The organism is Tateyamaria pelophila (assembly GCF_019966495.1).
In the GTDB taxonomy this organism is placed as follows: Bacteria; Pseudomonadota; Alphaproteobacteria; order Rhodobacterales; family Rhodobacteraceae; genus Tateyamaria; species Tateyamaria pelophila.
On record NZ_JAIMIA010000005.1, the window covers coordinates 26240 to 39785 of the forward strand.

Sequence of the window (13546 nt, forward strand, 5' to 3'; positions counted from 1 at the left end):
CGGGCCCTGAGTTGCCTTCGAGGCAACGACAATGTTGTGCTCCAGCCTGAAATCGCCCAACGGGACGGGCGCATCCTTCAGATCCGCACTTCCGCTACATGCCGCCACGACCGACAACATCAGTAACCCAGATACCCAACGCAGCATTATGCTTACTCTCCCCGTAGCATTCATGCACGTGCGATACCTCAGCTACACCCAAGGCGCAATTGTCCCGCGCATCCTTCGTGTTACATCTGCATCAGCCAAGGAGGGATCTTCCATGCCTGAAACTGCCCCCCATCCACGCCTGCCCGTCCGTGTGCCGTTGGTCAACGAAGACTGGGGCATCTGGAAGCGATTGCAGATGGTGCGGGCGAACGTGCTGCAAATGATCCCGGAACGGGCCACTTCAGAGCCCATCGCATCCGGCACCGTCGGCAAACGCTGGCACATGATCATGGACCCGGTCGGCGTGCGCGAAATCCTGCTTGACCGGTTGGATCAATATCCCAAATCCATCGTCACGAAAAATCTGCTGCGACCGGCCATCGGTGAATCGCTGTTCATCGCGGAAGGCGCCCATTGGCGCTGGCAACGTCGCACCGCCGCCCCCGTTTTCTCGCATCGTAATATGATGAACCTGGCCCCGATCATGACGCACGCCGCCGAACGCGCCTCTGAGCGTGTCGCCGCAACAGCCGGGTCCCGGGCCGTCAACATGCTGGACGAGATGATCACAACCACGTTCGATGTCATTGCCGATGTGGCATTTTCGGGCGACGAAACCTTTGACCGCGACGGCGTCCACAACGCCATCAACGACTACATCTCCGAGGTCGGCAAAATTTCCCTGTTCGACATACTGGGCGCGCCCGATTGGGTACCGCGGCCCAGCCGCGTCATGTCCGGCAAGGTGTTGCGCGACATGAAATCCGTCGCGGACAAAACCATCGCGGACCGGGCCGCACGCGACCGCGATGGGGTGCCTGATCTGCTTGATCTCTTGCTCAAGGGCGAAGACCCGAAATCCGGGCGCAAGATGACAACGCCGGAGTTGCGCGACAATCTGCTGACCTTCATCGTCGCGGGCCACGAAACAACTGCGCTGAGCCTTGCCTGGTCGTTATATCTGGTGGCCTTTGATCAGACGGTACAGGACCGCGCCCGTGCCGAGGCGCAGGGCGTCCTGAAAGGTCGCGCCGCGACCGGTGATGATGTGGCGAACCTGCCCTTCATCCGACAGATCATTGATGAAGCCTTGCGCCTCTATCCCCCCGCCGGGCTATTGTCGCGGACCGCTCTGGCAAACGATACGCTATGCGGGCGTGACATCCGCAAGGGCGATACCTGCATCGTTCCCATCTATGCGCTGCATCGCTCCAGGCTGTTGTGGGATGACCCCGATGCCTTCCGTCCCGAACGGTTCGAGGATCGCAAATCAGTGGACCGATATGCCTACCTGCCCTTTGGCGACGGGCCACGCATTTGCATCGGCGCATCTTTCGCATTGCAGGAGGCCGTCATTATCCTGGCCACATTGCTCAGTCGATTCAAATTCACACCGGTGACAGGCCGCGACCCGGAACCGGTCATGATCATAACCCTGCGGCCTCAGGGGGGTGTCTGGCTGATGGCCGAAGCGGCTTGAGGATCAGCGTGACGCGCGATCCGCGCGCGTAGGTCCGTATTGCGCAACAGGCACCGCAAGCTGGTGATCAGATACCAAAACTTGCAAAAAAAGACGTCTTGCAGCACTGCTAAGTGCATTGGCCAGGAGGAATCTACGTGCCACCAAAGACCGAACGACGTCTTGCGGCCATCGTGATGGCGGATGTGGTCGGGTATTCGGGCTATATCCAGCGTGATGAGGTCGGGACGCGACAACTCTTTCAAAAACTGGAAAAGAACTTCTTTCTGCCGCTGTCACGCATGCATGGTGGTCGGATCATCAAAACCATGGGCGACGCATTTCTGATGGAGTTTTCGTCCGTTCTCAATGCCGTCACCTGCGCCGTTGAGCTTCAAAAGCAAATGCACCTGCATGTGAGCGAAGCCGAAAGCCTCGATCTGCGCCGCCTTCAATTCCGCATTGCGGTCAATCTGGGTGATATCATTGTCGAAGATGACGATATCCACGGGGACGGTGTGAATGTGGTTGCCCGCCTGCAGGGGCAGGCCGACCCCGGCGGCGTCTGCATTTCGGACGCAGTCTTTGCCCAGATCAACGGCAAGACAGATATTCCGTTTGAAGATGGCGGTCTGGTCAGTTTGAAAGGGATCACGCCGAAGCAGCAAGTATACCAATGGTCGCCCGAACGCAGCGGGGCCAAATCCACCGCCCTCACCTTGCGCGAGCCGATCGCTCTTGAGGCCGCCCGTCAGGCCTCCATCGCCGTGCTGCCCTTCGAAAACCTGAGTGCGGACCCCGAGCAGGAGTACTTTTCTGACGGGATATCCGAAGACATCATTACAGAACTGAGCCGGTTTCGCGATCTGCATGTCAAGGCCCGCAACTCGTCCTTTGCGCTCAAAGGTCAGCGGATGGACACGGCAGAAGCAGGGGCAGCACTGGACGTCAAATACCTCGTCGAAGGCAGTGTGCGCAAAGCCGGGCAACGGGTCCGTGTCTCGGTGCAACTGATCGACGTGGCCGATGGCGGGCATATCTGGGCGGAACGCTATGACCGCAACCTTGAAGACGTTTTCGAGGTGCAGGACGAGATCACGCGCAGCATCGCATCCGTGCTACCCAACCGCCTGCGCAGCGCTTTGTCCGAACGGATACAACGTAAATCGACCACAAACTACTCGGCCTATGAACTGTTCTTGCAAGGCCGGTGGATTTTCCTCACCTCCGCGGGCGCGGATCCGCGTGCCGTCGAATTTCTGGAACGGGCATTGGCAATCGATCCGAACTATGCTCACGCCCATGCGGTGCTGGCCAATCTCTATGCCTATTCGCTTTTCAGTCTTGGCGTCTGGTACGGCGACCCCGAAGCACGCGCCCGCAGTGCCCTTGGAGAGGCGTTGAAAGCCGGACAGGCGGATCCGACGATCCTGACACTGGCGGCAGAAACACATTACTGGCTGGGCGAAAGTGATCGCGCGCGCCACAACATCGAAGCGGCGCTGCGCATCAATCCACATGATGTCCAATCCCGCGTCGTTTATGGATCCATTCTAAACGGAGCGGGACAGTCCGAAGACGGTCTGCGGGTCATGAAAGAGGCTCTCGAAATGGACGCTCAAATCCTGGATTTTACCAAGGAACCGATGGCCGAGTGCCTGTACATGCTGCGGCGCTACGAGGATTGCCTCGATGTCCTTTTGTCATGGCAAGATCCGCCGCCGCACACCTATGCTCAGATCGCGGCCTGTTACGCGCATCTGGGACAGATGGACAAGGCCAAGGCCGCCGCAGAGAAATTTCGCACCGCCAGCGCAGCGAGTTCGGATTTTGCGCGATATGCGATGTACCATGCCCGGATCTGCCAGTTGCCGGAAGACAAGGAGAACTGGTTGTCGGGCTACCGTATGGCTGGCCTGCTGGACTGACGTTCGCCTTGCGCAGGGTCAGTTGAACTTGTTGTCCCTTGGGAACCCGCGCGGGGCCATCCGGCCCGTGCCCGCACGCTTGCCGCCCCATTCCGCAAGCTCGCTTTCGGTGCGGGTGCGTCCCGCCGGGTCGAGCCAACTCAGCCCTTCGGTGCGTGTGAATGTGGTGGCATCGGACAGCCCGCCGTCCTTGTACTTTTGCAGGCGCACGCCCTTTCCCCGGCCCATTTCGGGCAATTCGTCGAGGTCGAAGACCAGCACCTTGCGGTTGTCACCGACCACGGCAACAGCGTCGCCCGTTACCGGCTTGCACACCGCCAGCTTGACGTCTCCGCGCACGTTCAAAACCTGTTTGCCGGTCCGTGTTTGTGCGATGACTTCGTCTTCGGGCACGACAAACCCGTCGCCCGCCGAAGACGCGACCAACAATTTACGGCCCGGTTTATGGGTCAGGATCTTGTGAATTTGCGCCTCATTCGGCAGATCGACCATCAAACGCAACGGCTCGCCCATCCCACGCCCACCCGGCAAGGTAGACGCCGAAAGCGTATAGAACCGCCCGTTTGATCCGACAATCACCAGGCGATCGGTGGTTTCCGCGTGGAAGATAAAGCTGGGTCCGTCGCCGTCCTTGAACTTCAATTCACGGGTCAGGTCGATATGGCCGGTCATGGCACGGATCCAACCCATCTCGCTGCACACCACCGTGATCGGTTCACGATCAATCATCGCTTCCAGCGGCACCTCTTCGACGGTGCCTGCCTCGGCGAATGTCGTGCGTCGGGCGCCGCCATGCCAATCCTTGCCAAACTGCTTTTTGGTAGCCCGCAACTGGTCCGAAATCGCGTTCCATTGCAGGTCTTCGCTTTCCAGCAAATCCTCAAGCCCGGCGCGTTCTTCCATCAGGGCGGCCTGTTCGCGCAGCAACTCGACCTCTTCGAGACGGCGCAAACTGCGCAGACGCATGTTCAGGATGGCTTCGGCCTGCACTTCGCTCAATTCGCCATCGCCCGGGAGCGGCGGGACATAGTCCGCCTCGTTCATCGCGCGCGGGTGGTCCTTGGACCAGTCTTCCATCATCAATGCGGCTTTTGGGTCATCGTCGTACCGAATAATATCGATCACGCGGTCAAGGTTCAGGAAGGCGACGATGAACCCTTCGAGCACTTCAAGACGGTGGTCGATCTTTTCCAACCGGTGCCGACTGCGGCGCTCAAGCACTTCACGTCGGAAATCAAGAAAGGCGCGCAGTACTTCCTTCATCGAACAGACCTTGGGCGTCACGCCGTCGATCAGCACGTTCATGTTCAGACTGAACCGTACCTCAAGATCGGAATTCCGGTACAGCATTCCCATCAGGACTTCCGGGTCCACGTTTTTGGAGCGCGGCTCGAGAATAAGACGAACGTCATCAGCAGACTCGTCGCGGACATCTCCAAAAATTGGAATCTTCTTGGTCTGGATCAGCTCTGCCAGCTTTTCGATCAGCTTGGACTTTTGAACTTGATAGGGAATTTCAGTCACGACGATCTGCCACTGGCCCCGGCCCAGATCTTCGACCTCGTAGCGGCAGCGCAGACGGAATCCACCCTTGCCAGTCCGGTAAGCCTGCGCAATCTGGTCCGCAGGCTCGACGATCACGCCGCCGGTGGGAAAATCCGGCCCCGGCACGTAATTCAGCAACGTATCATCGCGTGCATCCGGCGTTTTGATCAGATGCAGGCAGGCATCGCAAAGCTCGGCGATATTATGCGGCGGAATGTTCGTCGCCATTCCCACCGCAATCCCGCTCGATCCATTCGCCAGCAAATTCGGAAATTGCGCAGGCAACACAACAGGTTCAGTCAGCGTGCCATCGTAGTTATCGCGGAAATCCACCGCGTTTTCATTCAGACCCTCCAGCAATGCTTCGGCCACGGCCGTCATGCGGGCCTCGGTATAGCGTGCAGCGGCTGGGTTATCGCCGTCGATATTGCCAAAATTCCCCTGCCCGTCCACGAGCGGGAAACGGACGTTGAAATCCTGTGCCAATCGCGCCATCGCATCGTAAATTGCGGCGTCCCCATGCGGGTGATAATTGCCCATCACGTCGCCGGAAATCTTGGCCGACTTGCGGTATCCCCCGGTCGACGACAGACGCAATTCCCGCATCGCAAATAGAATTCGGCGGTGCACCGGCTTCAGCCCGTCGCGGGCGTCTGGCAGCGCCCGGTGCATGATCGTGGACAATGCATAGGTCAGATAACGATCGCCAAGCGCGCGGCGTAGCGGTTCCGTAAGGTCCATGTTGGGGGTATCGGCCTGATCTGACATAGATGCTGTGTAGCCAAGGGGCGGAGCAGGAACAAGCTTACATCGCATCAGACGCCAAAACGATGCTGTTGCAGGCGAATAAGGCGTTGCGAGCCCACAACAGCTTAGGTCTCGTCCATCATTTCGATTTTTTCAGTGTTGTGAATCGGTTGCTTTGATAAGATCAGAAAATGGATTGAGTTTTTTTGATTGAGCTGGGGGGCGATTTGGTGCGTTACGTAATTGCTGCATTCTTTTTTCTGGGGTTGGTGTTCTATGAAATGAGCGGCGGTGCCGATTTCGACGCCGACGCAACGCGACTGTCCCGAATCGAAGCGCCTCTGACTGATGAGCCAGAAAAACTGGAACAAGTGTTTGCAGGAACGGACTCCGCATTGACAGAGAATGTGACGCGAGCGGCACTCAACCTGAATACCGTACAAGATGTTGTGCGCCCGGTGCGCACAAATCGGACAACACTCGCCCCTGCACCATCCGCTCTGGACGTCCCCGGAGCTACGGTGAGCACAGCACCACCCGCTGAATTTTTTCCCAGCCTCGTGGGCGACAGTCTGGTGGATACGAACATCCTGATAGATCGCTCTGCAATTACTGTCGTTGATTTCAGCGACAACCGGCCTGCCCCATTGCAACCGCCTGCCCGGGCGCAGCCAGAAACCCTCGAAGTTGCGACAGATATCCGATCCGTCACCGGCGCTGCGGTCAATGTGCGGGGCGGTCCGGGAACCAATTTTTCGGTGGTCAATCGCCTCGTGCTTGGAGATGAGGTCGAAGTGCTTCAGGATCCCGGCGAGGGCTGGGTCCAATTGCGCCCGCTCAACGGAAGCCCGACCGGATGGATGGCATCCTACTTGCTGACCGATGGCTGATGTCATCCTGACTTTCGCGCAGCATGACTGACCTCGCAAAAGCAAAGGCGGGCGCCGTGCAACAATCCATCCTGATCACCGGATGCTCTTCGGGCATTGGATATGCTGCGGCGCATGGTCTGAGGAAACGGGGCTGGCGGGTTTTTGCATCCTGCCGTCAAGCTGATGATTGTACGCGTCTGCAAGCTGAGGGATTTGACAGCCCTCTGATCGACTACGCTGACCGGGCCTCGATCACACAAGGCCTGCAACACGTTCTGGCCGAAACCGGCGGAACGCTGGATGCCCTGTTCAACAACGGTGCCTATGCAATACCCGGCGCTGTCGAGGACCTTCCAACAGATGGATTGCGGGCAATTTTCGAAGCGAATTTTTTCGGGTGGCACGATCTGACCCGCCAGGTTCTGCCTGTCATGCGGGCGCAAGGCCATGGCCGGGTCGTGCAATGCTCGTCCGTGCTCGGCTTTGTCACGATGCCCTGGAGGGGTGCCTACAACTCGACCAAATTCGCGCTTGAAGGGCTGACAGACACGTTGCGCATTGAAATGCGGGGCACGCCGATCAAGATAATCCTCATTGAACCCGGCCCCGTAACAAGCCGCATTCGCGCCAATTCCATTCCGCATTTCGAAAAGTGGATCGATTGGGAAGCGTCACCGCGCGTCGCGCTATATCGCGACAAGCTGATCCATCGGCTCTATGATGACGCAGGGCCGGACACATTCGAATTACCCCCCGAAGCCGTTGTGAAAAAGCTGGTCCATGCCATCGAAAGCCCCAATCCGCGGCCGCGTTATTTCGTGACCACGCCGACCTACATCATGGCCACCCTGCGCCGCATTCTGCCAACGCGCCTGTTGGATGCCGTCCTGGCGCGCGCCTGAGGCAAGACAACCTTCGCTTTTTCCACGCGACCCGCTAGATGTGGCGTTAACAAACGAACACAAAGGACACGGCACATGCCCCAAGACCCACTTTTAATCCTCGTTGTGCTGGCCTGCCTCGCCGTCGTGGTGGTGCTGATGCTGGGTTTGGGCGGTTTTGCCAAAGGCTCCGGCTGGGCGCAAAAGAACTCGAACAAATTGATGCGGTATCGTCTTGGCGCCCAATTTATCGCGGTTTTGCTGATCGTCGCCTACGTGTTCCTGCGCCAGTCCGGAGGGGAATAAACGATGGTTGTGCTGAACAAGATCTACACCAAGACGGGCGATGCCGGCGAAACTGCCTTGGGCAATGGTGCGCGCGTGGCCAAGCATTCGATGCGCGTCACAGCCTATGGCACGTCAGACGAACTGAACGCATTTCTGGGCGTTGCCCGCCTTGAGGCCAAAGGAGAAATCGACATCGCGCTGAGCCGCATCCAGAATGATCTTTTTGATTTGGGCGCGGACATGTGCCGACCTGACATGGAAAAGGACGCGGAAAGCGAATATCCACCCCTGCGAATGACCGATGCACAAGTGACCCGGCTGGAATTCGAAATCGACGCAATGAACGCCAAGCTTGAGCCATTGCGCAGCTTTATCCTGCCCGGAGGATCGACGCTTTCTGCGCATTTGCATGTATGCCGCACTGTGGCGCGCCGTGCCGAACGGCTGGCGGTCGAACTGGCCACGATGGAAGCGGTCAACCCGTCTGCCGTCAAATACCTCAATCGCCTCAGCGATTGGTTTTTTGTCGCAGGTCGGATCGCCAATAATGACGGCAAGGACGACGTGCTGTGGGTTCCTGGCGCAAACCGCGATTAGGCTGAAGCTTCTTTGACGTGCTCGGGGGCTGCGCCGACACGTTCGCCAAGAATGCGTGCCAACGGGTCAGAAAGGAAACTTTTTCCCAAATCGGACGAAACGCGGCGTCCTTGGAATGTGACGTGACGATTTTGCCCTGTTTCCGTAACACCGGTTTAGGTAAACCGTCCCAGAGAACTGTCTCGCTCGTGCAAAACGAGTCGCTATTTAAAGGAGAGGAACGCTCATGAAGGTGCTGGTGCCTGTCAAACGCGTGATTGACTACAACGTAAAAGTACGCGTCAAAGCGGATGGATCGGGTGTTGATCTTGCCAATGTAAAAATGTCGATGAACCCGTTTGACGAAATTGCCGTCGAGCAGGCCATCCGCCTCAAAGAAGCAGGCCAGGCCGACGAAATCATCGCGATTTCCGTCGGCGTCAAGCAGGCACAGGAAACACTGCGCACCGCATTGGCGATGGGTGCGGACCGCGCGATCCTTGTGATCGCTGCTGACGATGTGCATTCCGATATTGAGCCTCTGACGGTCGCAAAAATCCTCAAGGCAGTCATCGATGAAGAGCAGCCGGGCCTCGTGCTCTGCGGCAAGCAGGCAATCGACAACGACATGAACGCGACGGGTCAGATGCTCGCGGCCCTGATGGGCTGGAGCCAGGCAACCTTTGCCTCGACAGTCGAAATCACAGGCGACAAGGCCCGCGTGACACGCGAAGTTGACGGTGGTTTGCAAACCATCGAGGTCAATATGCCAACGGTCATCACCGTTGATCTGCGCCTGAACGAGCCGCGTTATGCATCCCTGCCCAACATCATGAAGGCCAAACGCAAGCCATTGGATGAAAAAACTGCGGCGGACTACGGCGTCGATGCCGCACCGCGCCTCGAAGTCATAAAGACAACAGAGCCAGAAGCACGCGCCGCCGGCATCAAGGTCGGGTCCGTTGACGAACTTGTGGCAAAACTCAAAGAAGTGGGAGCAGTTTGATGGCAGTTCTTCTTTTGGCAGAAATCAATGACGGCGAGCTGGCGATGGACGCCACAGCAAAAGCTGTTACCGCTGCGGTGGCACTTGGGGAGGTCACTGTTCTGGCCGCTGGCGCCACGTGCGCCGCCGCCGCCGCAGAAGCGGCGACAATCGAAGGTGTTTCGAAAGTGCTGTGCGCCGAAGATGCGCTTTATGGCAAGCGTCTGGCCGAGCCGGTGGCAGACCTGATCGTTTCGCTGGCCAGTGATTACGAGCATATCGTGGCGCCCGCCACGACCGACGCCAAAAACGTCATGCCCCGCGTTGCGGCCTTGCTCGACGCGATGGTCATATCTGACGCGACCGCAGTGATCGATGGCAACACATTTGAGCGGCCGATCTATGCAGGCAACGCCATCCAGACTGTAAAATCCGCGGATGGCAAGAAAGTGATCACGTTCCGGGCCTCGACCTTCGATGCCGCAGGCACAGGTGGATCCGCCCCGGTTGAAAACATCGCAGCGGCTGCCGACCCGGCCTTGTCGTCCTGGATCGAAGACAAAGTGGCTGCCAGTGACCGTCCTGAGCTTACATCGGCAGGCGTCGTGGTATCCGGTGGACGCGGTGTCGGTTCGGAAGAAGATTTTGCGCTGATCGAATCGCTGGCTGACAAGCTTGGTGCAGCAGTTGGTGCCTCGCGCGCGGCGGTTGATTCCGGCTATGCACCAAACGACTGGCAAGTAGGTCAGACCGGCAAAGTCGTTGCCCCTGACCTCTATGTTGCCGTCGGGATTTCTGGCGCCATTCAGCACCTTGCAGGAATGAAAGATTCCAAGATCATCGTTGCGATCAACAAGGACGAAGAAGCGCCGATTTTCCAGGTTGCGGATTACGGACTTGTTGCAGACCTGTTCGATGCCGTACCGGAATTGGTCTCCAAGCTGTAAGGCTTTAAGACCAATCACATGAAAGCCCGCCGGTTATTCTGGTGGGCTTTTTCTTTTCAGATAAAATGCCTGAGCACAGGAACCAAAGCATTGGCCACTTCGCGGTGCAATTGCGGACCCAGCATGGTCTGAGCCGCGGCCTGATCCATGGTCGCAAAAACCATGCCTTCTGTTCCCGCAGCGAGTGCATCCGGCGACGCCACGACCTCGACGCAATCCGTTACGAACGGCCGCAACCCATCAATCATAGATCGGGTTAAGAAAGCGGGATCTGTATCAATTTCGAGGGCGGTTTCCGGAGGTTCATGAGCACTGGCCCAAAGCAATATCACTTTGCCTGGCATCTGGCTGAGAACGAGGCGCATGCGGGCGCTCCAGGCGGCTTGCAACTCATCCACGACGGTTTGAAACCGATCTGGCGATACCAGTTGCAGACGCTTCAGCATGTGGTTGACGAAGTTGAATTCGGCAAAATCCACGTCGCGATAAATGATCCGGAGCAACGCAGAGGCTTCGACAAATCGATCGTTGCGGCGAGGATGCACCCGATAGAACCGGTTGGATATATTGCGAGGGCTGGTAACTTGAAGGACGGTCACGCAAGCATTGTTGGCTAGATCCAGCAAGAACGGATCGGTCGCGTAAACATCAATCCCTGCATTCAAACACCCCAGATTTGGACAGGTTGTCTCGATTTCTGTTTCGATCAAATCCGAAAACGGTGATGCCACATATTTGCCATAAGTCGTTGTACCACCAAAGAAAGCCACATACGGCTTGTCCAAACTTCGGCGCGGCCCCCGAAAAAGGACTTTCGACCGGCCATATCTGCACGGCAGATAGTCGAGCCCACACGGACTCAACGCATCAAAGCTCATGATACCCACTCTCAAATTTTTACTCACCCACCTCTCGTATGACAGCAGAGCCTTGCGTTTTTGCTAACAGATCATGACATTTTCTGGGCCCGCCTGCCCTTGCCCCTGTCCCCGTGCACACCCTATGGTGCACCGGCGGATTAAGGGGATCGTGATGGACATCAAGACCATTGGAATTGTGGGTGCCGGACAGATGGGCAACGGTATTGCGCACGTCATGGCAGTCGCTGGATATGACGTTATGCTCACGGATATCTCCGGCGATGCGTTGCAGGCGGCTGTGGCGCTCATCGATCGCAATCTGGAGCGTCAGGTCAGCCGGGAAAAGATCAGCGCCGAGGACAAGGCCTTTGCGATGAAGCGGATTGCAACGACGCAAACCCTGACGGACTTGGGGCCAAGCGATCTCATCATTGAAGCAGCCACAGAACGCGAAACCGTCAAGCAGGCGATATTCGAAGACCTGTTGCCGCACCTGAAGCCTCATACCATCCTGACATCGAACACGTCATCCATTTCGATCACGCGGCTTGCCAGCCGCACGGACCGGCCGGAAAAGTTCATGGGCTTCCATTTCATGAACCCGGTACCAGTGATGCAATTGGTTGAACTGATCCGCGGGATCGCAACGGATGTCGAGACCTATGACGCGTGCAAGACCGTGGTTGATCGGCTGGGGAAGACCGCCGCGAGCGCCGAGGACTTTCCCGCCTTTATCGTCAATCGCATTCTGATGCCGATGATCAACGAGGCCGTCTATACCCTCTACGAGGGCGTGGGGTCCGTACAATCGATCGACTCGTCGCTGAAACTGGGGGCCAACCATCCGATGGGTCCGCTAGAGTTGGCAGACTTCATTGGGCTGGATACATGCCTCGCCATTATGAACGTTTTGCATGATGGGCTGGCGGACACCAAGTATCGTCCCTGTCCGCTGCTGACCAAATATGTTGAAGCTGGTTGGCTTGGGCGCAAATCAGAGCGCGGCTTTTACGACTACCGTGGAGATGTACCTGTCCCGACGCGGTAGCGCGTTTTCCGATACGGAAAACGGCCGGAAAATGCGTCATTTTCCGTTGCGCCAAGACCGATGCTTCAGTCTTTCAAGTCGAGAGTGTGCGTACGTAACCAAGCCATAAAGCCGCGCGGGTCGTCTTTGAACCCATCCACAAAGGAGCGATCCAATGGGTGACCCACAATTGGGGCTTGCGGTTTGTTCAGGGAATGAACGATTTCGTGCAACAACAGGCCCTGGCGGAGCATAGGCGATAGTTTGTTTGCGATCTGATAGGCACGGCTGTTTTGACCCGGAAAATACATCGGTACAACGGTAGCTCCGGAACGACGGATCAATTGCGCCGTAAACACATTCCACTCACCTTCGACGGCATCTCCCCACCATGTGTCAGACACTGCAACAACACCTGATGGAAACAGCGCCACGACGCCGCCCGCCTTCAAATGCGACATCGCCTTGGCACGCATTTCGACACCTTTGCGCTGTGCATCCTTGTCATGAGGAAACGGCACCGGGATCATGTAACTTCCGGCGACCTCGTCGATGGCCGTAAGCAACGAGCGTGTCAAAATGCGGTAGTCGGGCCGCACACGTCCGATCAGGTCCGCAAAAATCATACCATCCACCATCCCATGGGGATGATTGGCAACGATAATGACCGGGCCTTCCTTCGGGATACGGTCTAATTGCGACTGCGGGGTCGTCAGTTCGATCCCCATCACATCAAGACATGCGCGCCAGAACGCTTGCCCCTTCGGTGGGTTCTGGCGTTCAAATTTCCTAATCAGGCGCAGTATCGTCAATTTCCCGGTGAAGGCTTCCATGACGCGGATAAAGGCCGCTTTCCAGGGGTCTTCGAACGTGGACGCGTAAGACAGGCTACTGCGATCGTATTTCGCAAAGCTCACGGTCTCTGTTTCCTCTATTTCGGAAACGTTATGTGTACTATCCACCAAAAGGTCGGCACCTTCTTTTGACCTATGAAACAGCCTTTTTCCGGATCAGGCCTCTTCTCCAAACTTGTCTGCAACCAGCGCCGTCAGCGCCTCTGCCAGAGCCGCTGCATCTGGTCCTGAAGTTTCAACGTCAATAAAACTTCCGATCGGTGCTGCCAACATCAAAAGGCCCATAATGCTGTCACCTGATGCAGACATGCCATCTTTGCTGACCGTTGCGGTCGCATCAAATGCTTCAACCACTTCCACAAGTTTGGCAGATGCTCGGGCATGGAGACCTTTGATATTGACGATTTCAAGAGAGCATTGTCCCATT

General features: G+C 57.2%; 13 protein-coding genes. 9 read left to right on the forward strand and 4 right to left on the reverse strand.

The genetic code is table 11. The features are described from left to right. Positions 1–262 precede the first annotated feature (262 nt). The gene (locus LC354_RS02960) at positions 263–1630 is read left to right on the forward strand and encodes a cytochrome P450 (RefSeq protein WP_223421349.1); all 1368 of its coding nucleotides are present in this window, start codon (positions 263–265) and stop codon (positions 1628–1630) included. Positions 1631–1767: 137 nt separating this feature from the next. Next, positions 1768–3537 carry an adenylate/guanylate cyclase domain-containing protein gene (locus LC354_RS02965; RefSeq protein ID WP_223421350.1) on the forward strand — a complete coding sequence of 590 codons (1770 nt, stop codon included), beginning with the start codon at positions 1768–1770 and terminating at the stop codon, positions 3535–3537. Positions 3538–3555: 18 nt separating this feature from the next. Here the strand turns inward: LC354_RS02965 and LC354_RS02970 are convergent, their stop codons facing one another. Continuing rightward, the gene (locus tag LC354_RS02970) at positions 3556–5850 is read right to left on the reverse strand and encodes a DNA topoisomerase IV subunit A (RefSeq protein WP_223421351.1); all 2295 of its coding nucleotides are present in this window, start codon (positions 5848–5850) and stop codon (positions 3556–3558) included. Between the two features lie 209 nt (positions 5851–6059). Here LC354_RS02970 and LC354_RS02975 point away from each other — a divergent pair, with 209 nt between their 5' ends. The 6 genes from LC354_RS02975 to LC354_RS03000 all read left to right on the forward strand — a co-directional run bounded on the left by LC354_RS02975 (position 6060) and on the right by LC354_RS03000 (position 10378). Further along, positions 6060–6719 carry an SH3 domain-containing protein gene (locus LC354_RS02975; RefSeq protein WP_223421352.1) on the forward strand — a complete coding sequence of 220 codons (660 nt, stop codon included), beginning with the start codon at positions 6060–6062 and terminating at the stop codon, positions 6717–6719. Between the two features lie 56 nt (positions 6720–6775). Beyond that, positions 6776–7603 carry an SDR family oxidoreductase gene (locus tag LC354_RS02980; RefSeq protein ID WP_223421353.1) on the forward strand — a complete coding sequence of 276 codons (828 nt, stop codon included), beginning with the start codon at positions 6776–6778 and terminating at the stop codon, positions 7601–7603. A gap of 75 nt (positions 7604–7678) precedes the next feature. Beyond that, positions 7679–7888 (forward strand): twin transmembrane helix small protein, encoded by a 210-nt coding sequence (locus LC354_RS02985; RefSeq protein ID WP_223421354.1) that lies wholly within the window; start codon positions 7679–7681, stop codon positions 7886–7888. Between the two features lie 3 nt (positions 7889–7891). Next, positions 7892–8467, forward strand: coding sequence for a cob(I)yrinic acid a,c-diamide adenosyltransferase (locus LC354_RS02990; RefSeq protein ID WP_223421355.1), 576 nt, complete (start codon positions 7892–7894; stop codon positions 8465–8467). A gap of 226 nt (positions 8468–8693) precedes the next feature. Further along, the gene (locus LC354_RS02995) at positions 8694–9452 is read left to right on the forward strand and encodes an electron transfer flavoprotein subunit beta/FixA family protein (RefSeq protein WP_223421356.1); all 759 of its coding nucleotides are present in this window, start codon (positions 8694–8696) and stop codon (positions 9450–9452) included. Then, complete coding sequence (locus LC354_RS03000; RefSeq protein ID WP_223421357.1) at positions 9452–10378, forward strand: electron transfer flavoprotein subunit alpha/FixB family protein; 927 nt, start codon at positions 9452–9454, stop codon at positions 10376–10378. The genes LC354_RS02995 and LC354_RS03000 overlap by 1 nt, the downstream gene beginning before the upstream one ends. A 56-nt stretch (positions 10379–10434) precedes the next feature. On the opposite strand, the gene LC354_RS03005 is transcribed toward LC354_RS03000, so the two are convergent. Continuing rightward, positions 10435–11256: a DUF6473 family protein gene (locus LC354_RS03005; protein ID WP_223421358.1), complete on the reverse strand. Its 822-nt coding sequence runs from the start codon at positions 11254–11256 to the stop codon at positions 10435–10437. 154 nt (positions 11257–11410) lie between these two features. On the opposite strand from LC354_RS03005, the gene LC354_RS03010 reads away from it, so the two are divergent. Then, complete coding sequence (locus LC354_RS03010; RefSeq protein ID WP_223421359.1) at positions 11411–12286, forward strand: 3-hydroxybutyryl-CoA dehydrogenase; 876 nt, start codon at positions 11411–11413, stop codon at positions 12284–12286. Positions 12287–12351: 65 nt separating this feature from the next. On the opposite strand, the gene LC354_RS03015 is transcribed toward LC354_RS03010, so the two are convergent. After that, a complete protein-coding gene (locus tag LC354_RS03015; RefSeq protein ID WP_263289301.1) occupies positions 12352–13230 on the reverse strand; it encodes a lysophospholipid acyltransferase family protein in 879 nt (292 codons plus the stop codon). Positions 13231–13275: 45 nt separating this feature from the next. Further along, positions 13276–13545, reverse strand: coding sequence for an HPr family phosphocarrier protein (locus tag LC354_RS03020; protein WP_223421360.1), 270 nt, complete (start codon positions 13543–13545; stop codon positions 13276–13278). Position 13546 lies beyond the last annotated feature (1 nt).

Bases quoted from the DNA above. Each gene is read 5' to 3' on its own strand.
- LC354_RS02960 (WP_223421349.1), top strand. From the start codon at position 263: ATGCCTGAAACTGCCCCCCATCCACGCCTGCCCGTCCGTGTGCCGTTG.
- LC354_RS02995 (WP_223421356.1), top strand. From the start codon at position 8,694: ATGAAGGTGCTGGTGCCTGTCAAACGCGTGATTGACTACAACGTAAAA.
- LC354_RS02970 (WP_223421351.1), bottom strand. From the start codon at position 5,850: ATGTCAGATCAGGCCGATACCCCCAACATGGACCTTACGGAACCGCTA.
- LC354_RS02990 (WP_223421355.1), top strand. From the start codon at position 7,892: ATGGTTGTGCTGAACAAGATCTACACCAAGACGGGCGATGCCGGCGAA.
- LC354_RS03020 (WP_223421360.1), bottom strand. From the start codon at position 13,545: ATGGGACAATGCTCTCTTGAAATCGTCAATATCAAAGGTCTCCATGCC.
- LC354_RS03005 (WP_223421358.1), bottom strand. From the start codon at position 11,256: ATGAGCTTTGATGCGTTGAGTCCGTGTGGGCTCGACTATCTGCCGTGC.
- LC354_RS02985 (WP_223421354.1), top strand. From the start codon at position 7,679: ATGCCCCAAGACCCACTTTTAATCCTCGTTGTGCTGGCCTGCCTCGCC.
- LC354_RS03000 (WP_223421357.1), top strand. From the start codon at position 9,452: ATGGCAGTTCTTCTTTTGGCAGAAATCAATGACGGCGAGCTGGCGATG.
- LC354_RS03010 (WP_223421359.1), top strand. From the start codon at position 11,411: ATGGACATCAAGACCATTGGAATTGTGGGTGCCGGACAGATGGGCAAC.